The organism is Streptomyces sp. NPDC007971 (assembly GCF_042958635.1).
In the GTDB taxonomy this organism is placed as follows: domain Bacteria; phylum Actinomycetota; class Actinomycetes; order Streptomycetales; family Streptomycetaceae; genus Streptomyces.
Genome location: NZ_JBIBJK010000014.1, coordinates 76,229 through 102,877, shown reverse-complemented (window position 1 = coordinate 102,877; position 26,649 = coordinate 76,229). Strand labels below are relative to the sequence as shown.

General features: G+C 69.0%; 19 protein-coding genes. 5 read left to right on the top strand and 14 right to left on the bottom strand.

The window, feature by feature from the left end:
- The first annotated feature begins 173 nt into the window (after positions 1-173).
- Positions 174-785 carry a hypothetical protein gene (locus ACFZCP_RS28255; RefSeq protein WP_391431826.1) on the top strand — a complete coding sequence of 204 codons (612 nt, stop codon included), beginning with the start codon at positions 174-176 and terminating at the stop codon, positions 783-785.
- A gap of 270 nt (positions 786-1,055) precedes the next feature.
- On the opposite strand, the gene ACFZCP_RS28250 is transcribed toward ACFZCP_RS28255, so the two are convergent.
- The 3 genes from ACFZCP_RS28250 to ACFZCP_RS28240 all read right to left on the bottom strand — a co-directional run bounded on the left by ACFZCP_RS28250 (position 1,056) and on the right by ACFZCP_RS28240 (position 3,163).
- On the bottom strand, positions 1,056-1,688 hold the full coding sequence (locus tag ACFZCP_RS28250; RefSeq protein ID WP_391431823.1) for a hypothetical protein: 633 nt from the start codon (positions 1,686-1,688) through the stop codon (positions 1,056-1,058).
- A gap of 68 nt (positions 1,689-1,756) precedes the next feature.
- Entirely contained in the window at positions 1,757-2,458 is a 702-nt protein-coding gene (locus ACFZCP_RS28245) for a ribonuclease HII (RefSeq protein ID WP_391431820.1), read from the bottom strand.
- Positions 2,459-2,539: 81 nt separating this feature from the next.
- Entirely contained in the window at positions 2,540-3,163 is a 624-nt protein-coding gene (locus ACFZCP_RS28240) for a TetR/AcrR family transcriptional regulator C-terminal ligand-binding domain-containing protein (protein WP_391431817.1), read from the bottom strand.
- Positions 3,164-3,349: 186 nt separating this feature from the next.
- Here ACFZCP_RS28240 and ACFZCP_RS28235 point away from each other — a divergent pair, with 186 nt between their 5' ends.
- On the top strand, positions 3,350-4,897 hold the full coding sequence (locus ACFZCP_RS28235) for a DHA2 family efflux MFS transporter permease subunit (protein ID WP_391431814.1): 1,548 nt from the start codon (positions 3,350-3,352) through the stop codon (positions 4,895-4,897).
- A gap of 495 nt (positions 4,898-5,392) precedes the next feature.
- Here the strand turns inward: ACFZCP_RS28235 and ACFZCP_RS28230 are convergent, their stop codons facing one another.
- From ACFZCP_RS28230 to ACFZCP_RS28220, 3 genes are all read right to left on the bottom strand, one after another.
- The gene (locus tag ACFZCP_RS28230) at positions 5,393-6,298 is read right to left on the bottom strand and encodes an ADP-ribosylglycohydrolase family protein (RefSeq protein ID WP_391431810.1); all 906 of its coding nucleotides are present in this window, start codon (positions 6,296-6,298) and stop codon (positions 5,393-5,395) included.
- A 12-nt stretch (positions 6,299-6,310) separates the two neighbouring features.
- Positions 6,311-6,970: a histidine phosphatase family protein gene (locus ACFZCP_RS28225; RefSeq protein WP_362687600.1), complete on the bottom strand. Its 660-nt coding sequence runs from the start codon at positions 6,968-6,970 to the stop codon at positions 6,311-6,313.
- A 206-nt stretch (positions 6,971-7,176) separates the two neighbouring features.
- Positions 7,177-7,782, bottom strand: a complete 606-nt coding sequence (locus ACFZCP_RS28220; protein WP_362687603.1) for a YdbC family protein — start codon at positions 7,780-7,782, stop codon at positions 7,177-7,179.
- A gap of 151 nt (positions 7,783-7,933) precedes the next feature.
- Between ACFZCP_RS28220 and ACFZCP_RS28215 the strand changes: the two genes are divergently transcribed.
- A complete protein-coding gene (locus tag ACFZCP_RS28215; protein WP_391431805.1) occupies positions 7,934-8,467 on the top strand; it encodes a TerD family protein in 534 nt (177 codons plus the stop codon).
- Positions 8,468-8,681: 214 nt separating this feature from the next.
- On the opposite strand, the gene ACFZCP_RS28210 is transcribed toward ACFZCP_RS28215, so the two are convergent.
- Both ACFZCP_RS28210 and nrdR read right to left on the bottom strand, forming a co-directional pair.
- On the bottom strand, positions 8,682-11,576 hold the full coding sequence (locus ACFZCP_RS28210; RefSeq protein WP_391431802.1) for a vitamin B12-dependent ribonucleotide reductase: 2,895 nt from the start codon (positions 11,574-11,576) through the stop codon (positions 8,682-8,684).
- Positions 11,577-11,739: 163 nt separating this feature from the next.
- A complete protein-coding gene (gene nrdR, locus ACFZCP_RS28205; protein ID WP_391431799.1) occupies positions 11,740-12,288 on the bottom strand; it encodes a transcriptional regulator NrdR in 549 nt (182 codons plus the stop codon).
- 571 nt (positions 12,289-12,859) lie between these two features.
- On the opposite strand from nrdR, the gene lexA reads away from it, so the two are divergent.
- Positions 12,860-13,639, top strand: coding sequence for a transcriptional repressor LexA (gene lexA / locus ACFZCP_RS28200; RefSeq protein ID WP_030750750.1), 780 nt, complete (start codon positions 12,860-12,862; stop codon positions 13,637-13,639).
- Between the two features lie 164 nt (positions 13,640-13,803).
- On the opposite strand, the gene ACFZCP_RS28195 is transcribed toward lexA, so the two are convergent.
- The 4 genes from ACFZCP_RS28195 to ACFZCP_RS28180 all read right to left on the bottom strand — a co-directional run bounded on the left by ACFZCP_RS28195 (position 13,804) and on the right by ACFZCP_RS28180 (position 20,914).
- A complete protein-coding gene (locus ACFZCP_RS28195; protein WP_391431794.1) occupies positions 13,804-15,789 on the bottom strand; it encodes a helicase C-terminal domain-containing protein in 1,986 nt (661 codons plus the stop codon).
- Positions 15,790-16,299: 510 nt separating this feature from the next.
- Positions 16,300-17,148 (bottom strand): GNAT family N-acetyltransferase, encoded by an 849-nt coding sequence (locus ACFZCP_RS28190; protein ID WP_391431791.1) that lies wholly within the window; start codon positions 17,146-17,148, stop codon positions 16,300-16,302.
- 69 nt (positions 17,149-17,217) lie between these two features.
- Entirely contained in the window at positions 17,218-19,164 is a 1,947-nt protein-coding gene (locus ACFZCP_RS28185; protein ID WP_391431788.1) for an IucA/IucC family protein, read from the bottom strand.
- A gap of 277 nt (positions 19,165-19,441) precedes the next feature.
- Positions 19,442-20,914, bottom strand: coding sequence for a diaminobutyrate--2-oxoglutarate transaminase family protein (locus ACFZCP_RS28180; RefSeq protein ID WP_391431785.1), 1,473 nt, complete (start codon positions 20,912-20,914; stop codon positions 19,442-19,444).
- Positions 20,915-22,428: 1,514 nt separating this feature from the next.
- On the opposite strand from ACFZCP_RS28180, the gene ACFZCP_RS28175 reads away from it, so the two are divergent.
- Entirely contained in the window at positions 22,429-23,343 is a 915-nt protein-coding gene (locus ACFZCP_RS28175) for an ATP-binding cassette domain-containing protein (protein ID WP_391431782.1), read from the top strand.
- Between the two features lie 267 nt (positions 23,344-23,610).
- Here ACFZCP_RS28175 and ACFZCP_RS28170 read toward each other — a convergent pair whose 3' ends face one another.
- On the bottom strand, positions 23,611-24,579 hold the full coding sequence (locus tag ACFZCP_RS28170) for a transcriptional regulator (RefSeq protein WP_391431779.1): 969 nt from the start codon (positions 24,577-24,579) through the stop codon (positions 23,611-23,613).
- 1,451 nt (positions 24,580-26,030) lie between these two features.
- Positions 26,031-26,411 (bottom strand): hypothetical protein, encoded by a 381-nt coding sequence (locus ACFZCP_RS28165; protein WP_391431776.1) that lies wholly within the window; start codon positions 26,409-26,411, stop codon positions 26,031-26,033.
- Positions 26,412-26,649 lie beyond the last annotated feature (238 nt).

The following is a 26,649-nucleotide window of genomic DNA, read 5'->3' as shown; positions in this document are numbered from 1 at the left end:
CCAGATAACAGTCGGTGGCCCCAATTGCTCGTTGCCGCATCCAAGTTCGACAGGAAGAATTGAGGTCCGCTCCCCGCACGGCTCGTCCGTGATCCGGTTGGGCTTTGCTGCGGTGCGCGCTCCCCCGAACCCGACCTCGCCCGCAGTGTGGGCGCGTAGCCGAAGGGAGGAACGTGACCTTCGGATTCGCCTCGTCCTCGGCGGCATCGGTGTCGACGTCCGCTTCCGCCAGCCGCCTGCTCGAGCCCGCAGAGTGGGCAGCCGCCGGAATCCCCCTGCTGCGCAACCCCCGTGAGGTCGTCAGCGGGCTGCACGTCCGCCATCACCCCAAACCGTCCGTGGCGGTCGTGGCCGTCCTCGACCCCGAAGAACGGCTGTGTGCCAGCGCCTCGTTCGTCCGGCATCCCGCTCCGGCCGACGGCTGGATGTTCCGCAACGCGCTGCTCGCCCAGCTGCGCCGGATCATTCCGCACGACCTGCGCCGCCGCACTCCGGTACGTACGGCCGTACTGCTCTACTGCCGCAACGGCGACGCGCGCTGGACCGAGGAGGACGGCGCCTGGATGTGGGGACTGCGGGACGCGTGCACACTGCACGGACTGCGCTGCGGGGCGTACATCACGCTGACCGGTGACGGCTGGCAGGTGCTCGGCGAGGGACGCGGCGGGCGCCTCCCGAGCGCCCACTCGGAACCGGAGCCCTTCGCCATGTCCGAAGCCCCGATGCCGGCTCCTCGCACCGGCGGTCCGGTCTCCGAGGTCCTGCGCCGAGCGGCCGCCCGCTGAACAGCGCGGCCCTTGGCCGACCGGAACGCCAAGGGAGTGCGAGGGCGGCTGCCCGTACCGGCACTCACACTCGAAGGCCACCGGTCACGCAGCACACTCCCGTGACGCCCACTGCGGCCGCGGGCGGCATCCGCCGCTCTGCCATGCGGCCGTCCCACAGAGGAGAACGGCCACTGCCGGCCATCCGGGCATGCCGAAGACGCCACCGTGCGGATGCCGTCGGATCGGCTCCGTCGGCACCCCCCGACGCGGCGGGGTGCCGGACGGGACTCAGACGCCCGCGCCCAGCACCGAGTTGATCTGCTGCGGGTCACCGCAGACGATCAGCAGTGCACCGGCCCGGGCGTGGGCCAGCGGGAGGGCCGTGGAAGCAGCGGTAGCGGGGCCGCCGTTGACAGCCACGACGACCACGGGGCGGGACGCGGCACGGGAGGCGACGGCGGCGTCCGCATAGAAGACGTCGTCGCCGTTGTCATGCTGCGCCCAGTAGGAGGCGTCGCCGAAGGACAGCTCGTGCTCGGCCCACGGGTGCTGGGCACCGGTGGTGATCACCAGCACGTCGCCGGGGGCACGGCCCGCGTCGAGCAGCAGGTCCACCGCCTCCTCGGCGGCGTCGAGCGCACCCTCGGCCGAGGCCGGGATCAGCTGGATCTGCGGAGTCGCCGCCGGGGCGGCGGGAGCAGCCGGGCCCGACGGGCCTGGCTTGGCCGGACCCGCGTCACGCGGCGTGCGCTGCACCGGAGGTGTGGGCCGCTGAGGGCCGGGACGACCGGGGCGGGACGGAGCCGCGGGGCGGGGACCGGGTACGGGACGAGGGGTCGGCGCGGTGCGGCCACTGGCCGGGGTGGCGCGGGGACCCTGGGCACTCTCGTGAATCTGAGGCTCCTCGGGAATGAGAGGCATGAGCTGATATTTATCAAACGTTGGTGCGGAGCAGATGACCGGGTGGCACATCAGTGCGACCGGAACCGTCAGAAGTCGAAGCCGAGCTGACCCTCGATTTCCGGAACGCTTCCGTCCGCCCAACTGCGGACCTTCTTGAGGTGCCGCCACTGGGGCAGCCCATCAAGATACGCCCACGACAAACGGTGGTACGGGGTGGGCCCCCGCTCCTCCAGTGCGGCCTTGTGCACGGGGGACGGATACCCGGCGTTGTCCGCAAATCCGAAGTCTGCATGGTCGATACCCAGTTCGGCCATCATTTTGTCGCGCTGAACCTTCGCGATCACCGACGCCGCCGCAACGGCCACGCACGACCGGTCGCCCTTGATCACCGTGCGCACCTTCCACGGAGTTCCGAGGTAGTCGTGCTTCCCGTCGAGGATGACGGCGTCGGGACGGACCGGCAGGGCTTCCAGGGCACGAGCGGCGGCGAGCCGCAGCGCGGCGGTCATCCCCAGGTCGTCGATCTCTTCGGGGGAAGCATGCCCCAGGGCGTAGGCCGTCACCCACGACCGCAGTATCTCGTCCAGTGCCACACGCCGCTTGACGGTCAGCAGCTTGGAGTCGGTCAGGCCCTCGGGCGGTCGGCGGAGTCCGGTGATCGCCGCGCAGACGGTGACAGGTCCGGCCCACGCCCCCCGGCCCACCTCGTCGACGCCGGCAATGATCTTCGCTCCGGTCGTGGCGCGCAGTGAGCGCTCGACGGTGTGAGTAGGCGGTTCGTACGGCATGGCGCCCTTAGCCTACGACGCCTACGACCTCGGGCGACACCCCGACCCCGGGGTCGGCGCCAACGTCTTCGGCACCCTGGTTCAGACGCCGTGCGGCCGCAGCAACGGCAGCATCAACCGCTCGATCATCTCCTCGAGATCCCGGTCATCCCATTCACTTGTGCACATCTTGGAGCGATACATCATCATCGCCGGGATGGCGTCGAATACGTAGCCATTGGCCGCGTCGGACCGCACCTCTCCCCGCTGGATTCCACGAAGGACAACCCCCCGCAGCAACGCGATCGTCGGCTCCACCACGCCTTCGAAGATCACCTCATGGAAACGTTCGGCCTGCGCTGGATCACATTCGTGAATCACCGAGCGCAGGGCGACACCGGGGCGCGAGTACATGGCGTCCCGCGCGAGCCGGCACAGGACCAGGAGGTCCTCGCGCACACTCCCCAGGTCGGGGACCGCTTCGAGGCGGGGCAGCCCGGCCCGGAGCGCATCGGCGACCAGGGCTTCCTTGGAGGGCCACCGGCGATAGAGCGCGGCTTTGCCGGTCTGGGCACCGGCCGCGACACGCTCCATCGTCAGCCCTGCCCAGCCGACCGTACTGAGCTGCTCCAGAGCGGCATCCAGGATCGCGCGCTCGAGCACCGCACCGCGCCGACGAGGGGAGACCGTCCGGTCAGGGGCAGCCGTCCAGCGCGAGGTAACCATCTGAATTTCTCCAGCAAACAAGGGGAAGCGGGGGTTCTTGGGGCGGAGTGCGCCGCGTCACAGCAAAGGGGGACGTGATGCGCGGTGCGGAATTAAGTGAACGCTTGCGTTCACTGTTGAGGACTCACTACCGTTGACGCGCCAGTGAACGCGAGCGTTCACTAACGCCTTCATGGGGGACGCACAGTGACAACCTCTCAGCTGTTGCAGGAACAGAAACCGGGCGCGGCCCGCCGGGAGGGGCACCCCGGCATCGCACTCACCGTCATCGCGGCCTGCCAACTCATGGTGGTCCTCGATGCGACGATTGTGAACATCGCGCTCCCGCACATTCAAGACGCGCTCAAGTTCAGCACCACCGACCTCACATGGGTGGTCAGCGCCTACACGCTCACCTTCGGCGGCCTGCTGCTGCTCGGCGCGCGGGCCGGTGACGTCCTCGGCCGCCGCCGTGTGTTCATGACCGGCATTCTGCTGTTCACCTTCGCATCGCTGCTCGGCGGGCTCGCTCAGGAACCCTGGCAGTTGCTGGCCGCACGCGCCCTGCAGGGCATGGGCGGCGCGATCGCCTCGCCGACCTCGCTGGCTCTGATCACCACCACGTTCCCCGAAGGCCCCGAACGCAACCGGGCGTTCGGCGTGTTCGCCGCCGTCTCCGCGGGAGGCGGTGCCATAGGCCTGCTCGCCGGCGGCATGCTGACCGACTGGCTCGACTGGCGGTGGGTCCTCTTCGTCAACGTCCCGATCGGCCTGCTGATCGTCGCCCTCGCGCCCCTGTACATCAGCGAATCCGAGCGGCACCCGGGGCGGTTCGACATCGCCGGCGCGCTGACCTCGACCGCAGGTATGGCCTCGCTGGTCTACGGCTTCATCCGCGCCTCCGAGGAGGGCTGGCGCGACGGCCTCACCCTCGGCTCGTTCGGCGCGGCGGTGGTTCTGCTGGCGGCCTTCGTCCTCACCGAGATGCGGGCGAAGGAGCCGATCACCCCGCTCAAGATGTTCACCGACCGCAATCGCGCCGGCACATATGTGATCATGCTGAGCCTGGCAGCCGCCATGTTCGGGATGTTCTTCTACATCGTGCTGTTCGTGCAGAACGTGCTCGGCTACAGCGCGATCAAGGCCGGCCTGGCTTTCCTCCCGGTGACGGTGGCGATCGCGGTCGGCGCGGGCCTGTCCCAGCGGTTCCTGCCCACGCTCGGTCCCAAGCCGTTCATGATGGCCGGCACGGTACTCGTGGCGATCGGGCTTGTCTGGCAGACCTTCATCCGCCCCGACAGCTCCTACCTCGGCGGAGTACTGGGCCCCATGCTGGTGTTCGGCTTCGGCATGGGCCTGAACTTCGTGACGGCCACGGTCACAGCGGTTTCCGGTGTCGCCCAGCACGAGGCGGGTGCGGCCTCCGGGCTGCTCAACGCCATGCAGCAGGTGGGCGGTTCGCTGGGCCTGTCCATCCTGACGACGGTGTTCGGCTCTGCCGGCAAGGACGAGGCCAAGAAGCAGCTGCCGAAGTTCCTCGCCGGTGGTTCGCCGGAGCAGAAGGCGCAGTTCGCCAAGACGCACCAGCTGCCGGGGCCCTGGGGTCACGAGGTGCTCGCGCACGGCATCTCCGTCGCGTTCGTCCCGGCCGCCGCGATGGCCGGACTCGCGTTCCTCACCGCCCTGCTGGTGATCAAGGTTCGCAAGAGCGACCTCGATGCCCTCGCCGGCACTGCCGGCCCGGGCATCGGCTGACCCGCCCGGAGTCGCGACGCGAGGCCGCGGCCGGCCGCACCACTGCCGGGGGAGAGACGGAAAGTGCAGTGGCCCGGCCGGCCGCACCACGGTCACGACTCCCGCCACGAAGGCAAACGAGCCGGGCACGGCCCACGCGACCGGCACCGCCACCGCCACACAGATGACCAGCACGGCCCACGCAACCAGCTCGACCACCGCGACACACATGACCAGTTCGGTCGGCGCGAACGGCATCACCCCACACCCCCTGACATCCCTCGTCTCCGCCCCACCCCGCTGCCCATCCCGAGCACTCGAACAGCTCGTCGCAGGGAGGCCGGCACCCGGACAACGCCCGACGGTCACGCAGAGTTCCCATCGAACACGGAGAGTTTTCGAGACGCGACTGGGCTGTGCACACAACTGCCGCAACTGGAGACGCGCACCCGCACAGGAGAAGCTCGCCCCCCGCCCAGGAGAAGTCCGCTGCCCGAAAACCTCGTGAGCCGGCTCTCAGAGGCCCGTGGACACCCAGTCCGGCAGCGCCTCGGTGCGCTCCGACCACTCCGTGGGCGGCGCCCCCGTCCTGCCGGACGCAAGGACACCGCCCACGATCGCGCAGGTCGTGTCGACGTCCCCGCCCACCTGGGCGGTCGTCCAGAATGCCGCCTCGAAGTCGGTGAGCGACCGCGCGGCGGACCAGAGGGCGAACGGGACCGTGTCATGGGCGGACGTACGGCGTCCACAGCCCAGAACGGCCGCGACGGTGGCCGCATCCCCGTAGTCGAGCATGTCCCGGGCACGGCGCAGACCCGCACCGACGGCACTCTTCGGCACGAGCGCGACGACGCCGTCGAGGAGTGCCTCGGGGCTGGGCGGGCCGTCCGGTGAGGCGACCAGCGAGGCGGCCGCGGCGACGGCCATGGCGCCCACGACGGCCTCACGGTGCTGATGCGTGGGGTAGGCCGAGATCTCCGCCTGGTGGGTCGCCTGCTCCGGATCGCCCGCGTACCAGGCACCCAGGGGCGCGATCCGCATGGCCGCGCCGTTGCCCCAGGAGCCCCGTCCGTTGAAGAGTGCGGCGGCCAACTCTCGCCAGTCCTGCCCCTCCCGGACCAGACGCAGCAGACGGTTGACCGCAGGGCCGTAACCCCGGTCGAAATCGTGGTGCTCGGCGAAGGAGCGGGCCAGTGCGTCCTGGTCGACGCGCTGGTGGGCGGCCAGGACGGCCACCACCGAGCAGGCCATCTCCGTGTCGTCCGTCCACTGCCAGGAGCCCGTGGGCAGCTCGCGGCGCTTGAGCAAGGGATAGTTCTCGGGAACGAAGAACTGCGAGCCCAGCGCGTCGCCCACCGCAAGTCCGCGCAGGCTGGCCAGGGCACGGTCCAGGGGCGCAGGGGAAGAGGAATCAGCGGTCATCGCACTGCCACTTTATCCGGTGACCCAGTTCGGCACCGGGTCCCGCCAGCGCTCGAAGGGCCGGTCGAGTGCGTATTTTCCGTCCTCCCCGAGAACGAGCATCCGCACCTCGGCGTTCCCGGGATTCGACAGCGACTCGAACTCCGCCACCGTCCAGTGGAACCAGCGCATGCAGAACAGCCGCATCGCGAGGCCGTGCGTCACCAGGAGCACGTTCGGCGGATGGTCGGGAGCCTCGAAGCTGCGGAAGAGGCTCTCCAGGAAGCCCCCGACCCGGTCGTACACGTCGGCGCCGGACTCCCCCTGCGGGAACCTGAAGAAGAAGTGGCCGTACGCGTCCCGGTACGCCTTCTGCAGACGCACGTCGTCGCGGTCCTGCCAGTTGCCCCAGTCCTGCTCGCGCAGCCTGGGCTCCTCCCGCACCCGTATGAGATCCGGGTCGAGGTGAAACGCTTGCAGGGTCTCGAGCGTGCGGCGGTACGGGGAGACGTAGACGCTCACCTGTTCCTGGCCGAAGAGCTCCCTGAGCTCCTTGCCTGTCTCCTCCGCCTGCCATCGGCCGCGCTCGGTGAGTGCGAGAGCATGGTCGGGCTCCCGCTCGTACACGGAGTCATCAACATTGCCCGTCGATTCGCCGTGCCGGACAAGAACGATGCGCCGTGGTCGTGCCATGCCAAAACCCTAGATCGAGTGAAGGGCCGGCGAGCACTCCTACGGGCTCCATACGGCGTATGTCACATGAAAACCTGCGCCAAGGCCGCTCCCCGCCCCTCCGGAGCGCGCGATCCGAGCGTTTGCTTTTCGAACTTTCTCCCTGCCCCGCACCCCGTGCCCTGCGCCCCCTGCCCCGCACCCCGTGCCCTGCGCCCCGTGCCCCGTCACACCGTCCAGGACGGCTCCAGCTCCACGATGTCGCCCGACAGGGCCGCGATGTCCGCCTCCGTCTGGGCGCGCAGGGCGAGGCGTTCCACCCGCTCGGTACGGTACTTGCCGTGCTCGGCCGCCGAACGCCACATGGACAGGATCAGAAACTCCTGCTCCGGCGCTTCGGCGAACATGCCCCGGATCATGCCGGGCGAGCCGGCCATCGCGGGGTTCCAGACCTTCTCCTGCATGAGGGTGAAGTGCTCGACACGCTCCTCGTTCACCCTGCAGAGCGCCACGCGGATCAGGTCGGTGTCCGTGAACCGGGGCTCGAAGCCGGTCTTCACGTCGAAGCGGTACTCGAACAGCTTGGCCTGGGGATCCTTGAACGTGCCGGACTGGGCCGCCGCCAGGCGGTCGTGGGAGCGGGCCATGAAGGAGTCGTAGAAGGCGCGGCTCTCCCAGAAGGCGAAGATGTGCGCCACTCCGGCTCGCTGCCGGCTCCAGCCTCCGCCCTGTCCCCGAAATCCCGGCTCCCCCAGAAGCCCCGCCCATTTTCGCTGCCCCCGCTCGAAGCCGCGGCGGTCCACCACGGTGCAGCGAATCCACTTGACCAGCACCGCGCCATCGTAAGGCCAGCGGACGTGGCGCCGGTCACGCTCCGGCGGAGATCAGCCGCGCCCGCGCCCCCGTGCGCATGGCACGATGGGCAACAAGCGCTGGCTCCAGAGGAGTTGGGAAGAGGGATCTTCAGGGGGAAGGGAAAGCCCGGTGACTGGCTTCAACAAGGGAATCCGCAAGGTCGAGGTCGGGCTCAAGTGGGACCCCAGTCCCGCGGGTCGGCCGCCCACCGATCTCGACATCGTCGCCGCGACGTTCACATCGGGTGACGCGTACGGGGCTCCGGCCTACTTGGTGCACTTCGACAGCCGTTCGCCGGACGGCACGATCTTCCTGAACCGCGACAGCACGGACGGGCGGGGCTTCGGCTGGGACGAGGTGATGACACTCGAACTCGACCGGCTCGGCAGCCAGTACGCGCGCGTGGTGGTCGGTGTCGTCATTCAGCAGCAGCCCGGCCACAAGACGTTCGCCGACGTGCTCAATCCGGCCATGCGCCTGCGTGAGGGCTACACCGTTCTCGCCGAGGACGACTTCGGCTCGGTCCCCGGAGCCACGGCGGCCACCATCGCCGAGTTCGTGCGGGACGAGTCGGACGCATGGAACTTCCGCGCCGGTGTCCACGGCTTCGACGAGGATCCGGCGACCTTCACGCGGATCCTGGGCAGGGCACCCCAGACCTGACGCCCCGGACCGCCCCGGACCCCCGGACCTGACACGCGGGGCCTCCAGGAGGCCTGGGGGAACCCGTGGGAGGCCTGTGGGGGCCGCGGCCGCGAGTCCTCCCGGCACCGTTCGGTGCCGATCACACGGACAGCGGCGCAGCAAGCGAGTGCACCGCACACGGCGAGGGGCGCCGGCCACGGCCGGCGCCCCTCGCTTCAGGACCCTCGTGTCATCAGCTGCAGCCGCTGGTCGAGCCGCAGCCCTCGCAGATGTAGCAGGAACCGGCTCGCTGCATCTTCGTACCGCAGGAGAAGCACAGCGGGGCGTCGGCCTGGATGCCCAGCTGCATCTCCACCAGCTCGGCGCTGGTGTGCGCCTGCTTCGCGGCGGGCTTGGCCACCTCGGTCTCGACCTTCGGCGTGGCGACGGCCTTCAGCTCCTGGGCACGGGGCGCCGACTGGGCCAGACCCTCGACGTCGACCTCGTCATCGGCCGGCTCGTAGGAGCCGGTCTCCAGGTGGCGCTGACGCTCCTCGGCGGAGTGGATGCCGAGGGCGGAGCGGGTCTCGAAGGGCAGGAAGTCCAGCGCCAGGCGACGGAAGATGTAGTCGACGATCGACTGCGCCATCCGCACGTCCGGGTCGTCCGTCATGCCGGCCGGCTCGAAGCGCATGTTGGTGAACTTCGAGACGTACGTCTCCAGGGGCACGCCGTACTGGAGGCCGACCGAGACGGCGATGGAGAAGGCGTCCATCATGCCCGCGAGAGTCGAGCCCTGCTTGGACATCTTCAGGAAGACCTCGCCCAGGCCGTCGTCCGGGTAGGAGTTGGCGGTCATGTAGCCCTCGGCGCCGCCGACCGTGAAGGACGTGGTGATCCCCGGGCGGCCCTTGGGCAGGCGCTTGCGGACCGGGCGGTACTCGACGACCTTCTCGACCGTCTCACGGATGACCGCTTCGGTCTTCTCCGTGATCTCGGTCTTCTCCTTCTCCTTCGTCTTGGCGGAGAGCGGCTGGCCGACCTTGCAGTTGTCGCGGTAGATCGCGAGCGCCTTGACGCCCAGCTTCCAGGCCTCGTAGTAGATCTCCTCGACCTCCTCGACGGTCGCCGTCTCCGGCATGTTGACCGTCTTGGAGATGGCACCGGAGATCCAGGGCTGGATCGCGGCCATCATGCGGACGTGACCCATCGGCGAGATGGCGCGCTCGCCCATGGCGCAGTCGAACACCTCGTAGTGCTCAAGCTTGAGACCGGGAGCGTCGATCACGTTGCCGTTCTCGGCGATGTGGGCGACGATCGCCTCGATCTGCTCCTCCTGGTAGCCCAGGCGGCGCAGGGCCTGCGGGACGGTGCCGTTGACGATCTGCATGGAGCCGCCGCCGACCAGCTTCTTGAACTTCACCAGCGCGAGGTCGGGCTCGACACCGGTGGTGTCGCAGGACATCGCGAGACCGATGGTGCCGGTCGGGGCGAGGACGGACGCCTGGGAGTTACGGAAACCGTTCTGCTCGCCGAGACGCAGCACGTCCTGCCAGGCCTCGGTGGCGGCGGCCCACACCGGGGTGTCCAGGTCGTCCATGTGCACGGCCGTGCCGTTGGCGTCGGCGTGCTGCTTCATGACGCGCTTGTGGGCCTCGGCGTTGCGGGCGTAACCGTCGTACGGGCCGACAACCGCGGCCAGCTCGGCGGAGCGGCGGTAGGCCGTACCCGTCATCAGGGAGGTGATGGCACCCGCGAGGGCGCGGCCGCCGGTGGAGTCGTACGCGTGGCCGGTGGCCATCAGCAGGGCGCCGAGGTTGGCGTAGCCGATGCCGAGCTGGCGGAACGCGCGCGTGTTCTCACCGATCTTCTGGGTCGGGAAGTCCGCGAAGCAGATCGAGATGTCCATCGCGGTGATGACCAGCTCGACGACCTTCTGGAAGCGCTCGGCCTCGAAGGACTGGCTGCCCTTGCCGTCGTCCTTGAGGAACTTCATCAGGTTCAGCGAGGCGAGGTTGCAGGACGTGTTGTCCAGGTGCATGTACTCGCTGCACGGGTTCGACGCGGTGATCCGGCCGGACTCGGGGCAGGTGTGCCAGGTGTTGATGGTGTCGTCGTACTGAATGCCCGGGTCGGCGCAGGCCCAGGCGGCCTCGGCGATCTTGCGGAAGAGCGCCTTGGCGTCGACCTCCTCGATGACCTCACCGGTCATGCGGGCGCGCAGACCGAACTGGCCGCCCTCCCCGACCGCCTTCATGAACTCGTCGTTCACCCGGACCGAGTTGTTGGCGTTCTGGTACTGGACGGAGGTGATGTCGTCGCCGCCCAGGTCCATGTCGAAGCCCGCGTCGCGCAGGACGCGGATCTTCTCCTCCTCCTTGACCTTGGTCTCGATGAAGTCCTCGATGTCGGGGTGGTCGACGTCGAGAACGACCATCTTGGCGGCGCGGCGGGTGGCACCACCGGACTTGATCGTGCCGGCGGAGGCGTCGGCGCCGCGCATGAACGAGACGGGACCGGAGGCGTTGCCGCCGGAGGAGAGCAGCTCCTTGGAGGAGCGGATGCGGGAGAGGTTCAGGCCGGCGCCGGAGCCTCCCTTGAAGATCATGCCCTCTTCCTTGTACCAGTCGAGGATCGACTCCATGGAGTCGTCGACGGCCAGGATGAAGCAGGCGGAGACCTGCTGGGGCTGCGGGGTGCCGACGTTGAACCAGACGGGGCTGTTGAAGCTGAAGATCTGGTGCAGGAGGGCGTAGGCCAGCTCGTGCTCGAAGATCTCGGCGTCGGCGGGCGAGGCGAAGTACTTGTTCTCCTCGCCGGCCTTCCGGTACGTCTTCACGATGCGGTCGATCAGCTGCCTGAGGCTGACCTCGCGCTGCGGGGTGCCGACGGCACCGCGGAAGTACTTGCTGGTGACGATGTTGACCGCGTTCACCGACCAGAAGTCGGGGAACTCGACGCCACGCTGCTCGAAGTTGACCGAGCCGTCGCGCCAGTTGGTCATGACGACGTCACGGCGCTCCCACGCAACCTCGTCGTACGGGTGCACGCCGGGGGTGGTGTGGATGCGCTCGATACGCAGCCCCTTGGTGGCCTTGGCGCCCTTCGCTCGGGAACCTCGTGCCGGACCGCTCGCCGTCTCTGTCATGCCGCCTCCCTCTACGGGCTAAAACGCCCTGAAGTGCCACGATGTTCCCGTGACACGGTGTTCTGTCTTGTGTTGCGGGCGCCCTCAGCTGGCGCCCGCAACAGGTCTTGGGTCGCCGCCACCCGGCCGGAATCCGGGTCTCCGTCCGGTTCCGGCCCGTCGGTCAGTCGGCGGTGCGGGCGGGCACCAGGACCTGCGTGGTCCCTCCGGGCCCGCCTTCGTCTTCCTGGCCCCCCGCTCCCGCGTCCCCGTCCACGGCGAGGCCTCGCGTCGCCTCCCTCAGCTCCGCGATGGCGGCCTCGAAGTCCTCGAGCGAGTCGAACGCCCTGTAGACGGAGGCGAATCGCAGATAGGCGACGAGGTCGAGCTCCTGCAACGGGCCGAGTATGGCCAGGCCCACGTCGTGGGTGGTCAGCTCGGCACTTCCGGTGGCCCGCACCGCCTCCTCGACCCGCTGGCCGAGCTGGGCGAGTGCGTCCTCGGTGACAGGCCGCCCCTGGCATGCCTTGCGCACACCGTTGATGACCTTGGTACGGCTGAACGGCTCAGTGACTCCGGACCGCTTGACCACCATGAGCGAGCACGTCTCCACGGTCGTGAAACGACGGGAGCAGTCGGGACACTGGCGGCGCCTGCGGATCGACGTGCCGTCGTCGGTCGTACGACTGTCGACCACGCGGCTGTCGGGGTGCCTGCAGAAGGGGCAGTGCATGATCTCCAACCCTCCTCACAGCAGACTCAATAGCCTCGCTGGGCCTCACGGGCCCCTCGAAGCAGCCCCAAGCATAGGCGATCGCGGAGGCCCCGAAGACCCGGGGGACCCCTGAAAACACAAGTTGTGGGCCGCTGTAGCCATCCAACCACTAGATGTAGGGCTTGGCTCATACACCGAGGCAGCCTCGCGTGTCGCTGCGAAAAGAGCAGGCCCGGGCGTCTGCGACCGCCCCGCCCGACACGCGGCGCACAGCCGTGCGGCCTGGGCACTTACGGAGATACCGTGGGCGCCGCACGGAGGACGCGTGGGACTCCGGCGCAGAAGGGGCCCGGATCCCGGTGGACGGGATTCCGGATGGCAGACTGGGAAACAGCCCACGAGGTGGTTTGCCCTGGCGGTGAAGAGTACAACGATGGACGCTTTTGTCCGCCACGGGTCGCGCGAGTCATACACCCGGACACACGATCACGTCTGGCGAATCGCACTTTTTCACTCGAACGTGTGTTTGGCGCAACCTTTCGAAAGCAACTACCGTTGTCCAGCAGGGAGACCATCGAGAGGGGCCGACGTGACCACCACCGCAGACAGTGCCACCATCACTGCCCAGGACCGCTCCCAGGGCCGAGTCGAGCCGGTACATGCGATGAACGAAGCCACGAATCCCGAGGGACACAAGCGCTCCCTGCCGGGCCGACCTCCAGGGATCCGGGCGGACAGCTCCGGGCTCACCGACCGGCAGCGCCGGGTGATCGAGGTCATCAGGGACTCGGTACAGCGGCGCGGGTACCCGCCGTCGATGCGGGAGATCGGCCAGGCCGTGGGCCTCTCCAGCACCTCCTCGGTCGCGCACCAGCTGATGGCCCTGGAGCGCAAGGGCTTTCTGCGCCGTGACCCGCACCGCCCGCGTGCGTACGAGGTGCGCGGGTCCGACCAGGCCGTGACCGTGCAGCCCACGGACACCGCGGGCAAGCCCGCCGCGTCGTACGTGCCGCTGGTCGGCCGTATCGCGGCCGGTGGCCCGATCCTCGCCGAGGAGTCGGTCGAGGACGTGTTCCCGCTCCCCCGGCAGCTCGTCGGCGACGGTGAACTCTTCGTCCTGAAGGTCGTCGGCGACTCCATGATCGAGGCCGCGATCTGTGACGGTGACTGGGTCACCGTCCGCCGCCAGCCCGTCGCCGAGAACGGCGACATCGTGGCGGCCATGCTCGACGGCGAAGCGACCGTCAAGCGCTTCAAGCGCGAGGACGGCCACGTCTGGCTCCTCCCGCACAACGCGGCCTACGAGCCGATCCCCGGCGACGACGCCACCATCCTGGGCAAGGTCGTCGCAGTGCTGCGCCGCGTGTGACGGCTGCGGCGGACCGGCCGAACGGCTGTCCCCTGACCGGGCCCCGGAACCCCTGCGCCGGTTCCGGGGCCCTGTGCTGTGCAGGGTCTGGACCATAGATGTGGTCGCGGACTTCTTGCATCGTGGGGTGGCCCGTCCCTGCACCGGGTCGGGCCACCCCACGCTCACTGGGCCTCCTGTGCCTCCGCCTGCTTCGCGACCGCGTCGATCGCGGCGAGCGACCTGCGCACCTGATTGCGGTCCGTCGTGTACCAGAAGTCGGGGAGCGACGTCTTGAGATAGCCGCCGTACCGTGCGGTGGCGAGCCTCTGGTCGAGTACGGCGACCACCCCTCGGTCCCCGGACGCGCGTACGAGACGGCCGGCGCCCTGGGCCATGAGCAGAGCCGCGTGGGTGGCGGCCACGGCCATGAAGCCGTTGCCGCCGGCGTCCTCCACCGCCTTCTGGCGGGCACTCATCAGCGGGTCGTCGGGGCGCGGGAACGGAATCTTGTCCATGACCACCAGCTGACAGCTGGGTCCCGGGACGTCGACGCCCTGCCACAGCGACAGGGTGCCGAAGAGACAGGTCGCCGGGTCGGCAGCGAAGTTCTTGATCAGCTCACCCAGGGTCTCCTCGCCCTGGAGCAGGATCGGGTGCTCCGGGATGCGGGAGCGCAGCTCTTCCGCAGCCTGCTGAGCGGCCCGCATCGACGAGAACAGGCCGAGGGTGCGGCCTCCGGCCGCCTGGATGAGCTCGGTCAGTTCGTCCAGCATGTCGCCGCGCTCGCCGTCCCGTGCGGGGCGCGCGAGATGCTTGGCGACGTACAGGATGCCCTGCTTGGGGTAGTCGAAGGGCGAGCCCACATCGACGCCCTTCCACTGGGGCAGGTCCTCGCCCTCGACGCCTTCGGGGCCCAGCCCCAAGGAGGCGCCGACGCCGTTGAAGTCGCCGCCCAGCTTGAGGGTCGCCGAGGTGAGGACGACGCTGCGGTCCGCGAAGAGCTTCTCCCTGAGCAGCCCGGACACCGACATGGGGGCGACACGCAGCGAGGCGCCGAAGCGGTCGTGGCGCTCGTACCAGACCACGTCCCACTCCGAGCCGTTCAGGACGCGCTCGGCCACGTCATGCACCGTCTCCACCGAGGCGAGAGCCTGCTTGCGGACCGCGTCCTCGTCCTGGACCGACTTGTCGCGCGTCGCGCCGATCGCCGAGATGACCGTACGGGCAGCGTCCCGCAGCGCCATCAGGGCATAGCCGAGGTCTTCGGGGATCTCCTCCAGACGGCCGGGCAGGGCCAGCTCCATCAGGCGCTCGAAGCCCTCGGCGGCCGTCTGGAGCTGGTCGGCGGCCTTCTCGTTGACGAGCTTGGCGGCTCGGCGCACCGCACGATTGACCTGGCCGGAAGTGAGTTCCCCGGTGGCGACGCCGGTGACACGGGAGACGAGTTCGTGTGCCTCGTCCACGATCAGCACCTCGTGCTGCGGCAGCACCGGGGCGCCCTCGATGGCGTCGATGGCAAGGAGCGCGTGGTTCGTGACGACGACCTCGGCGAGCTTGGCACGCTCGCGGGCCATCTCGGCGAAGCACTCGGCGCCGTAGGCACACTTCGACGCGCCCAGACATTCCCGGGACGACACCGACACCTGCCCCCAGGCACGGTCGGAGACACCGGGTGTGAGGGCGTCGCGGTCGCCGGTCTCGGTCTCGTCCGCCCAGTCACGCAGACGCAGCAGGTCCTGGCCCAGCTTGCTGGTGGGCGCGGCGGCCTCGAACTGGTCGAAGAGCCCCTCCTCCTCGTCCTGTGGCACGCCCTCGTGCAGGCGGTGCAGGCACAGGTAGTTCGACCGGCCCTTGAGCATGGCGAACTCCGGGCGGCGCCGCAGCAGCGGGTGCAGGGCGTCGACCGTGCGCGGCAGGTCCCGCTCCACGAGCTGGCGCTGCAGTGCGAGCGTGGCCGTCGCCACGACCACTCGCTCGCCATGCGCGAGCGCCGGCACGAGGTAGCCCAGCGACTTTCCGGTGCCGGTGCCGGCTTGGCACAGGAGGTGGGATCCGTCGTCGATCGCTTCGGCGACCGCTTCGGCCATGGTCACCTGGCCGGGGCGCTCCGTGCCGCCGACGGCTGCGACAGCGGCATGCAGGAGTTCGGGGAGTGAGGGCTTCGTCATAGCCCGACCACCCTACGGCCCGGCACTGACAAACGGGCGATCAAGGCTGGGACGAGGGATGGGATCACTGACCGGGCTCCAGGGGTGGGACGGGTGTGCGGGTCGCTCAGGAACGGAGCGGAGGACTGCGGGACGGCGCGGCGAGCTGCGGGAGCGGATGGGTACGTGTGCCTTCCGGTGTGCGGGTGTCCGCACGATCTCCGGGCCGTGCAGCTGTCCGCACGATCTTCGGCCCGAGCGGCTTCGGGCAGGCACGGGGCGAGTGACCCGGAGGATCCAGGAACCGATCGGCGTCGACGACCGGGGAACCCGAGCCGGTCGCGGATCGAGTCCGGGTCTCCGGGCGTCCGAGCCCGTCGCGGATCGGCTTCGAGGATCCGGACACCCGAACCGGTCGCGGACCGGCTTCGAGGTCGTGGGCATCCGAGCCTGTTGCGGATCGGCTTCGCGAGTCCGGGAACCTGAGCGAGCCGCCGTTCGTACTCCTTGTGACGGCGCCACCACATGGCGCTACATCAGACCGCGCAGGACACGGTCCCGGATCATGAGGGCGGCCCTCTTTCCGGGCAGGTCGAGCTCGGCCGCGTACCGGAAGCCGGCGCTGAGGAAGGCGGACACGGAGGGGGTGTTGCGAAGATCGGGCTCCGCGACGACACGGGCGCAGGCGGGGCGACAGTCCAGGACCAGGTCGGCCACAGCTCTGAGCAGGGCGGATCCGAGTCCCCGCCCTCGGTCGGAGGCGCTGCCGACGAGGAGGTGGATCCCGGTGTCGTGCGGGCGGGCCGGATAGTGGCGGGCCAGCGGATCCAGGTCGGCCCGGTAGATCTCCCAGTAGCTCATGGGAGTGCCGTCCAACAGACCCAGACACGGCACGCTGCGTCCGTCGCCGTCGAGCTGAGCACGCAGGTGGCTCTCCGTCCTGTTCAGGTGCCCGCCCAGCTGCCAGAACGCGGTGACGGCGGGGTCGTTCATCCAGCCGTGGACGAGCTGTAGGTCGTGCTCGACCCGTACGGGCACCAGACGGAAGGGACCCACGCGGGACGTGGTCGTTCCCCAGGTGGTGATGTGGTCGAGCAGGTCCTCCTCGACCTCGGTACGGCAGACCTCTCGTCTTCCATACCTGGTGGCGGCGACCCCGGCATGCTCCTGACCCGCCTCTCGTCCGCCGGTCTCCACGTCGGCTGTCCCCCCGGCGAAGCGGGTGACGAACTCGTCGGGCAGGCGCAGGTCCAGCGTGTCCTCGCCGTCCCCGAAGGCGGCGGTGTGTCCCGCGCCCGCGACGGCTTGGGGGTCCGGACAGCCCGTGTGGACGGGGACGGAGCCGGTGCTGGTGCCGGCGCTCGCGTCGGTGGGAGGCACGCTGTGTTCCTCTCAGGAGACGAAGGGGGTCGTGGTCCTCGGGGACGGAGGAAGACGGTGCGGTTTCGTTCAGGAGTGAAGGGGGTTGGTGATGGCGACGTACACGGACTGGGTGTCGACCGGGCCGATGAGTTCGTCGAGGCCGTGCAGCCCGGTCAGCAGGTTGGCCTTGCACCGCAGGACGGGTGAGTCGAGCAGGAGACGGGGCAGCGGGCTGCGCAGGGGGTCGGGTCCCGAGGCGACGCCGGTGAGGAAGCGGCGGAACGCGGCGAGGAGCAGCCGCTCGTCGGCGAGATGCTGGGAACCGAATGCACCGATCAGTCCGAGCACGTTGTTGATGGCGAGGTAGTAGCCGAAGCGCTCGTCGGTGATCTCGTCGGAGACGAACGTGTCGCTGTGCCGGCCGATGCCGGGCAGCCTCGCATCGAGTTCGGGGCGTCGGGACTCGCGGAAGTAGTAGCCCTGGTTGTCGCGGTAGCGGCCGCCGGCGGGCCAGCCGTCGCGGTCGAGCAGGAGCAGGGTGTTCTGCTGGTGGGCTTCGAGGGCGATTCCGGCCTCGCTGTCCAGCCACAGGACGGGCCGGACGACCTGTTCCAGGTAGCGCAGGAACCACTCCGCGGCGACTGCTCCGACGGGCCGGCCCGTGCGGGCGGCAAGCCGTGCGACCAGCTGGGCCAGTCGGGACCGGAAGGGGGAAGTGCTGTGCTCCCGTGCGGTGTTCGGGCACTCGTCGGGGAGGGGGCGCGGTGAGACGAGTCCGGCGACGCAGCTGACGTCGTCGGTCGGCGCGAACGGGTTGTGCCTGATCACGACGTCGAGGCCGGGCACGGGCCGACCGTCCGCGTCGTCCACGGCGAGCCAGGCCGGGTCGCGGACGACGTCGAAGCCGGGGTGTACGGACTGCCACTGCTTGAGCAGGCCGCTGCGCAGCAGCCGGTGCACCTCGACGCCGCGATGGAGTTCCTTGCGCAGGTTCTGTCGCCGGGAGTTGGTGATGCGCAGGCCCAGCGACAGCTTGAGCATCGCGGGGGCACCGGATCGGTGGACCGTGCGTACGGAGGAGGTGGGACACCAGGGAGAGCCGAGTGGTCCCAGGTCGCGCAGCAGACCGGAGTCGAGCAGGGCGGCGACTGCCTCGCGGTGCCGGACCTCGCGTGCCTGCCAGGGGTGCAGAGGGAGGGCGGCGTAACCGTCGGGCAGGGGCAGGGCGGCTTCGGCGAGTCGTCGGGAGAGGTCGTGCGCGGCGACGGGTCGGCCGCGCTCGGTCCAGGCCGAGTCGGCCGCGACGAGAGAGGGGGCGACCGCCATCCAGTGCAGGGGGAAGGAGCCGCGCAGCTCCGGTGAGTACCGCCGGGCTTCGGCCTCGGTCAGACCCTCCCGGCTCTTGGGAGTCGGATGGAGGGGGTGGCCGAGGAGGAGGGCCTGCTCCGCGCCGAGGAAGAGGTCGGGGCCGTCGGTGGGGTGTTCGCGCCGGTCGCGGATGAAGGTGGCGGTGCGGCGCAGGGAGTCGGCCACCCTGGCGACGAGGTCTCCGTCGACGGCAGGGGCAGGGTCCGGGGTTCCGGCCGTGCAGGCCGTGCCGCCGGGCGTTTCCCTGGCGAGCAGGGCCGCGAGGGTGACCGCGTCGACGGGAGGGGCTGCTTGGGGGGCGCCGGCGAGACGCGGCTGTCCGAAGCGGTGCCAGCCCGTCGGGGAGCAGTAGCGGACCGGCGCGATCAGGGCGGTGCCGCTGGTGGGCAGGGGGATGCGAAGGGCACTGGTGGCGGAGGCGAGGAGATTTGTCTCGCGTACCCAGCAGCGGAGGAGGTTCTCCACGGCGGCGGCCTGGGCTGCGATGTACGGGTCGGGGTTCTCCAGCGGCTCGGTACCGGGCTCGTCCACTCGCACGGCGCCCGGCGTCCGGCGCTTCTGCTGGGGAACCGACTCGGCGATCGGCACGGGAGAGGGCAGGGGGCCGGAGTCTTCCTGGTCGTCGGGGCTGCCGGAACGGCCGTCGGGGGTGGGGGTGGCGTTCAAGGCGGCTCCTCGGGGGCTGGGCTGGGTCCTGTGCGGGTGGTTCTCGTCCTGTCGTCCGCTCGGTCGTCGAGCCGTCATCGATGGGGCGCCCCTGGCGGCGCCGACGGAGAGCCGTGTTGGGCTGAGCTGCGAGGAGGCGGTCGGGGTGTCGATCGGGTGGTCGGGGAATGACGGTGCTGGACAGGAAGGCCTGGAGGGAGGTGCGGTCGCGATGAGGGACGCACGCTGTGCCGTGCTCAGCGGTCCCGCCGGCGGGGCACGCCGGGTGCGGCCGCTGCTAGCCGGCCTGTTCGGCGGGCCCGTCGTGAGGGCGCTGAGGGCGTCCGTGTTGCTGCTGATGGCGAGCCGCCGCAGCCACCGCATCGGCCAGGCGGTCGAGCACGGCTGCCGCCTGTTCGTCGCTGATGGTCAAAGGAGGAAGAAGCCGGACGACGCCGGCGTGGCGACCGCCCAGCTCCACGATGAGGCCCCGGTGGAGGCACTCCCGCTGGACGGCCGCGGCAAGGCCGGGGTCGGCAGGGTGGGGGGTGCGGGTGGGCTCCGGACCATCCATGGCCATGGGGTGATCGTCGCCGGAGGCGCTCGCGTCCGGCCCGGTCACCTCGCTCTCGGGGTCCACCAGCTCGACACCCATCATCAGCCCGCGCCCCCGGACCTCCCCCACGCAGGGGAACTCCGCCTGGAGTGCGCTCAGTCGGCTCATCATCCGGGAGCCGAGGGTGGCGGCTCGTTCGGCCAGGCCGTTCTCGCGGACGTGGGCCAGGGTGGCGGTGCCCGCGGCCATGGCGAGCTGGTTGCCGCGGAAGGTGCCGGCGTGGGCGCCGGGTTGCCAGACGTCGAGGTCGTCGCGGTAGACGAGCACGGCCAGCGGCAGGCTGCCGCCGATGGCCTTGGACAGAACCATGACGTCGGGGGTGACGCCGCTGTGCTCGACGGCCCAGAAGGCTCCCGTGCGGCCGACGCCGGTCTGGATCTCGTCGGCGATCAGCGGGATGCAGCGGTCGGCGGTGATCCGGCGCATGCGACGCAGCCAGTCGTCCGGCGCCGGGATCACCCCGCCTTCGCCCTGAACGGGTTCGAGGATCATCCCGGCGGGCAGTGGTACGCCGGACTTGGGGTCGTCGAGCAGAGACTCGCACCAGCGGGCGGCGAGCTCGGCGCCACGCGGGCCGCCGACACCGAAGGGGCAGCGGTAGTCCTGCGGATACGGCAGGCGGGCGACCCGTACGTCACCGGCGCCGCCGGAGGCGGCCAGGGCTCCGGCGGTCATGCCGTGGTAGGCACCGGTGAAGGCGAGCATGCCGGTGCGCCCGGTCGCGGCCCGGACGAGTTTGAAGGCGGCCTCGACGGCGTCGGTGCCGGCCGGCCCGCAGAACTGGACGCGGGCACGGTCGGCGAGCCCGGGCGGCAGGGTGCGGAACAGCTCCGTGATGAAGGCGTCCTTGACGGGGGTCGCCAGGTCGAGAACGGAGAGGGGGGCGCCGGAGTCGAGGACCCGGCGGATGGCTTCCAGCACGACCGGGTGGTTGTGGCCGAGGGCGAGGGTTCCGGCACCGGAGAGACAGTCGAGATAGCGGCGGCCGTCGGCGCCCTCGATGGTCATTCCGCGTGCGCGGACGGGCACGATGGGCAGAGCCCGGGCGTAGGTCCGCGCAGCGGACTCGCGCGCCGACTGGCGCCGCAGGATCCCGTCGTGCACGGCACGCACTCCCCCGTCCGTGCCATCAGCCACCGATTCGGTCACGGCCACGGCTCGCTGTCCTCCCCGCTGTCCAGAGGCAAGTTGATCCGCGGGGCCGGGCACAGGCAGCAGGCCCCCCACCGCTACCAACCGCTAACGGGCCCAGGGGTTACGGGTTAATTCGAGATCACTGCCCGTGGACGGGCCGATTCGCTGCTCGGCGAGGGCCGGGGGCGTCGCCGAGCAACACTGCGACCCGGGAGATTCCAAGCCGCCTCCGCGATGCCGCCGCGACCGGATGCCGTGCCCGGTGACGGAGGGAAACCAGATGCTGTGCACAGTGACAGCGGGGAAGGCGGGGCTGGGCCCACTGCCCGGGGCACAGCAGGACACCGGGCGCAGGGCGGCCGAACGTAGCTTCATCAGCGGGGGTCGGGTGAAGGGGGCAAGAGCGGAGCACCGGAGCACAGAGAGGGAAGTGGCCATGCCCGGTGAGACAGCATCTGCCCTGCGGGGGCCGAAGCACCGGGCGGCTGCCCCGGCTCACCTTCTGCGGCGAGCGCCCCGCAGTCGGCGGGTCAAGGAACTGGACGCCGCCCGGGCGGACCTGACCCAAGCGCAGACGGCCGAGCTGGAATGGATCGAGCGGGGGGGTACGACGGAGCCCAGGCCCGCATGGTCACCATGAGGATGCCGATGGGTGCCGATGGGTGCCGCCGCGTCGTCGGGCTCCGGGCTGGGCGGGATCGGGTGCCGGATGACAGTGTCCGGCGGCTGCCTGGAGATCGGCAGTCCAGCCGGACACACCACCCGCCCCGCCCACATCACCACGGTGACCCCGTGCGCACGGACGTGGCCGATGCTCTTCGGCGATACCGACAGCTGGTTCGGGACGCCCTCAGCTACGTCAGTATCCATGGAGGAAAAGACGCGGTTGTCTGAGGAAATTGAAGTCCGATCGGACCGGGAACCCGGTCGGCGCGGAGATTCGACTTCCAGTGCGACTGAGGCCGATTCCTGAATACCCGCTGCGAATTTCAGAAACGGTCGATCAGCTTGCGCGGCGAGCCGTGCCATTGAGTCATCGGAAGCCTGGGCGGGTCCGCCCGCGCAGTACGTCAGCGATGCACAGAGGGAGCCTGCCCCTGCAACACCCACAACATGATGCCGGTCACACCGGCCAGGGGCTTCATTCAGCCACGCCCTCCCCCACCAGGCCGGACGACTGCGGCAAGTCCACACCGCCACAGCTCAGTTTCAGCCCATCCACGCCGGTTCGCTCGACCCGAGACAGCTTGTTCGCTGGCCTTTTCGGTCCCGATGCTCGGTTTGTTCGTCAACTTGCAGACATCATCGGTCATTCGGCGCGATCTTTGCCAACGCCTCAATGTTTGAACGCGCAGGGGAGGAAATCGAGTGGGCCTAGACCCACCCCCCACGGGGCATAGCGGGATACCAGGCGCAGACGGGCCGACCGTACCTTTTCTAGTGTCGGGTGGTCCTGCCCCAGGCTGGTCGACATGAGCGGGGAAGCGAACAGACGCCGATGACGCCCAGGCAAGCAGGCACACGAAAGGACGATCATGTCCGCAGTGATTGAGGTGCAGAATCTGCACAAGAGGTACGGCGACCTCGTGGCGGTCGATGATGTCTCCTTCACCGTCGAGGAAGGAGAGATCTTCGGGATTCTCGGCCCCGGCGGCGCGGGCAAGACCACGACCGTGGAATGCATCGAGGGGCTGCGCAACCGCGACGGCGGCGAGATCAGCGTGCTCGGTGCCGACCCCTGCCGGGAACGGGCCGAGATCACCCGGCAGCTCGGCGTCCAACTACAGCAGGGCCGGTTACCCGACCGGATGCAGGTCGCGGAGGCCCTGTCGCTCTACAGCTCCTTCTACCGCAACCCCGCCGACTGGCGGCATCTCATGGACGCGCTCGGGCTCACCTCCCAGGGCGGGATCCTGTGCGGCGACCTGGCCGCCGACCAGAAGCAGCGTCTCTCCGTCGCACTGGCCCTGGTCGGAAACCCACAGGTGGCGGTACTCGACGAGCTGACCACCGGACTGGACGCCCGATCCAGGCGCGAGACCTGGAAACTGATCGAGACCGTCCGCGACAGCGGCGTCACCATCCTCCTGGTCACCGACCTCATGGAAGAGGCCGAGCGGTTGTGCGACCGAATCGCGCTGCTCGACAAGGGCCGCATCGCGCTCACCGGCACGCCGGCCGAGCTGGTCGAGCGACTCCGGGCCGAGCAGCGCATCCAGTTCCGGCCGTCCGCACCGCTCGACGAGGCCCTGTTGGCCGAGCTGCCCGAGGTGAGCGGTGTCGCCCGCCGAGGCGACTACGTGGTGGTGACCGGCAACCACGACGCACTGAGTACGGTCATCTCGCTGCTGGCGCGCCACCAGATCACGCCCGAACAGCTTCGCGTGGACGAGGCCAGGCTGGAGGACGCGTTCGTCGCCCTGACGCAGAAGCGCTCCGTGGCCCCCTGACCCAAGAGCCCAAGAGCCCCGCAGATCAGCAGGCCGGCAGACCGGCAGACCGGCAGACCGCAGATCCCAGCCCCGCAGCACACCCCCAAAGACCGCTGCCGACGCAACGCCCCTGGAACCCACCGCCGACGTCACGCCACATCGGACGACAAGCGGCAAGCAGGTGGACGAGCAGACCTGAGGCCAGGGTCCGCGTGATCGCCGTGCGGATCCTGGTCTCACGGCTCCTCGTCGTACCCACTGCGGTCCGGCCGAACGGGCCGCGCTCTATTCAGGATTCACGATCTGCGCCCGCCGGTTCAACTCCTGTGCGAAGTCCTCCCAGATCTGCGAGTTGTGACGGGAGAGCTGGATGATCAACTCAATGCAGTGCGACGGCACCGAGGCGCAGATGTCGGTCATGTCCTTGGCGCCCAGCACGTTCTCCTTGAACATGCGCAACAGCCGTCGGCCCAGCTCGCTCTGCCGCAACGACGGGTCCCGCATGAGCTTTTCGAGGGTGGCGGTCGACGGTGGCCCGAGCACGGGCGGGGGCGGGACCGGCAAGTGATCCCTCGTCGGGGTCTCCGTCTCCGTGCTGACAGTGCCGCCCTGGCTGGGGACAGGCTCTTCGCCCCGTTCTAAGCGCCGCCGCACATCGAGCGCGGTCGCGGGGGAAACCCCGGCCGTCCGCGCCACCTGACGCAGCGAAGCCTCCGGGTTCTCGCGGATCAGCTCCGCCACCCGCAGCCGTCCCTTCGCACCGTTCAGCGGACGGACCTTGCCGTCCCGCCCCACCCGGAAATTCGAGTGCGGTACGGAGTCGGAGGAACGCCGTAGTTCTGCGACCGCCCGGGCACCGAGCCCGGTCGACTTGGCGATGGCGCGATCCGACATGGTGGGGTGCGACTTGAGGATGCGCAGCGCCGCTGCGGTGCGATCGGCCTGCGTCAGCGGGAGGCCGTGCTCGACGTTGGCCTCAACCGCCTTGAGAAAGGCATCCTCGCGACTGCCATCGAAGAACTGGACGTCAATCGTTTTCTGCCCCTTGAGAGAGGCAGCCATCAATCTGTGAATCCCGTCTATCACCCGCATGGTTCTTCGATCCACCAATATCGGTGGCAGCGGGCTCTCTATCGCTGCGAGCCTCAGTACGTGGACTTTGTCCTCGCCCTTCAGACGCGGCGAGTCTCCGGGCAGGACCTGCAAAATGGGAACGGAGACTATCCCCGACTCATCATGCTGATCCTCATCCACTTCAGTCGAAATTGTAGTGCGGCCGGCAAGGCCCATACTGCACCCCCATGACAACTACGACGAGTTATTTGCAGCAAAGAAGCAGTGGCTGCTTCATCCGACTCATGTCGTATGCCCTGGAACCCGCAAGGCACATCTGAAACGTCGCGCGGAAACCCCCCGTAAGTCCGAGACCCTCGCAAGTCAATAGCTGGTCAGGCTATTATCAAGATTTTCAGAATCTGGCTGACAGGCTAGCAGTCCGTCACACCTTCACGGAAGCTACACCTGCGGATTTGCGACTTCTTTAACGCATTACATTGAGACGTCCGGCGCTACGCTCGGTAGTACTCCAGAGTCCTGGCGCTATGCTTATTTCTTCTCAGGTCGTACTCAGCCGAACAAAACGGAACTGCAGGGAACAGGTCCGTGGCACCTCCGTGAACACCGCAGGGCAAATATCACCGAAGCGTTGGCGATATCACCTGCGGGGTCATCCGGACGCAGCGATTCTAACCCGTTCAAGCCAAGTCGGGTGGGGCCGCGGGCAGGTGTGTCGCGCCGAAGAACGGCAAACCGCCGTGCCCCCACATCGAATCCTGGCCATGCGTTCTGGTCAGAGCGGCCGAACTGGACCGAGTTTACCGAGATGGAGAAAGTGTGGAGGTTCGATGAACGAGCACTTTCGGCCAGTTCTTCGCTAAGCCCGCTTCCGCACATTCGGGGTCAGACGTTCTTCGGGATCCGGCGTATCGCTCGCGGCGATTTCGCGCTCGTCACGGACACGTGTCAGCCGGTCGCCACCACGGTGTGGCCGGGGGCCGGACAGCGGGCGGCGCCCGCGGCACTCCGAGACCGCCGCGGGCGCCGTCCCTTGCGTCCGTCCGTCGTGTGCACGGGCCGTGGCTCCAGAGGCCGTAGCGGCCGGCACGTCGGCCGGCACCATCCACAGCGGGACGAACGTGGGCACCTGCAGCTCTCCGCACGTCAGCCGCTGGTGGAGCGCACATTCACCGTCGGCGCGGTGCGTGTCGACCACCGTGCGCACCAGCACGAACGGGCAGTGCCCGGCGGCGGCCACGCCGTCCTGTGTGAAGACTCCCGCCATGATCAGTGCCGTGTGATCAGTGCCGTGTTCTTTGCGACAAACGGCCGGCGGACGACGGCCGCAGCAGCATCCGCACACCGCATTGGCGACAAGAAACGGGATCCGGGAGGACATCGGATCGCGCTGTTCAACCGAAACGTCTGTTCAACTGCATGGCCGAAGGTGAGCGGCGCACGGGTGTGTTCAACCGTGGTGCCACGTCAGTTGAACAGCTGCCGCCGAACCGGTCGGGGCGTGACAGATGTGCGAGAACGCAGCAAAGCTCCGGTTGTTCGGGGCGACTCGGGAAAGTCACCCCGGCAACCGGAGCTTCGCTGCGTTCGTGGCGGCCGCTCTCAGCGGTCGATCAGCTCACGACGGCGGACTACGCCTTGTCCGCCGCGCTCGCCTTCTTGCTCCGCTTCTTGGCGGGCTCCTTCTCGGCGGCCGAACCCTCGACCACCTCGCCGACCACCACACGCGCGTCCTCGTCCGCGGCCTGCGGCACTGCCGGCACGGTGAGGCCCGGGACGGTGAGGTCCGGAACCTTCTTCACCGTCTCAAGAGCCGATTCGATCGCCTCTGCCAGGGAGGGCGCGGCCGCGTCATCGAAGTCAATCTTCGTCACGGCGACATCCGCGTTGGTCGGAAGTGAATCGGTCGCGAAAGTCGCGTCGGCGAAACCGGACTCGCGCAGGATTCCCGACTCTTCATCGGTGATCTGCCTGCTGAGAACCAGGGAGAATTTGTGCCCCACGTACGTCACCTCTCATTGTCGCCACGTATTTTGGAACAGTAACCGGGTCCATGGGAACGACGCAACAGGCGGCCACATGCCCTCGTTGAGATAAGTACCATCAGGGCTGCTCTCCGGTCGCCGTTCAACTGCTTCATTTTGCCAGTTGAGCACATACCCGCAGATAGGACGGCATCCGGCGTCCTTGCAGGCGTTCCGGCAATTCGCTAGGTTCTGGTTTAACTTAATGATCCGGTGTGACAACTTT

Coding starts and splice junctions, on each gene's coding strand:
- ACFZCP_RS28250 (WP_391431823.1), bottom strand. CDS start 1,688: ATGCCTCTCATTCCCGAGGAGCCTCAGATTCACGAGAGTGCCCAGGGT.
- ACFZCP_RS28245 (WP_391431820.1), bottom strand. CDS start 2,458: ATGCCGTACGAACCGCCTACTCACACCGTCGAGCGCTCACTGCGCGCC.
- ACFZCP_RS28240 (WP_391431817.1), bottom strand. CDS start 3,163: ATGGTTACCTCGCGCTGGACGGCTGCCCCTGACCGGACGGTCTCCCCT.
- ACFZCP_RS28230 (WP_391431810.1), bottom strand. CDS start 6,298: ATGACCGCTGATTCCTCTTCCCCTGCGCCCCTGGACCGTGCCCTGGCC.
- ACFZCP_RS28225 (WP_362687600.1), bottom strand. CDS start 6,970: ATGGCACGACCACGGCGCATCGTTCTTGTCCGGCACGGCGAATCGACG.
- ACFZCP_RS28210 (WP_391431802.1), bottom strand. CDS start 11,576: ATGACAGAGACGGCGAGCGGTCCGGCACGAGGTTCCCGAGCGAAGGGC.
- nrdR (WP_391431799.1), bottom strand. CDS start 12,288: ATGCACTGCCCCTTCTGCAGGCACCCCGACAGCCGCGTGGTCGACAGT.
- ACFZCP_RS28195 (WP_391431794.1), bottom strand. CDS start 15,789: ATGACGAAGCCCTCACTCCCCGAACTCCTGCATGCCGCTGTCGCAGCC.
- ACFZCP_RS28175 (WP_391431782.1), top strand. CDS start 22,429: ATGTCCGCAGTGATTGAGGTGCAGAATCTGCACAAGAGGTACGGCGAC.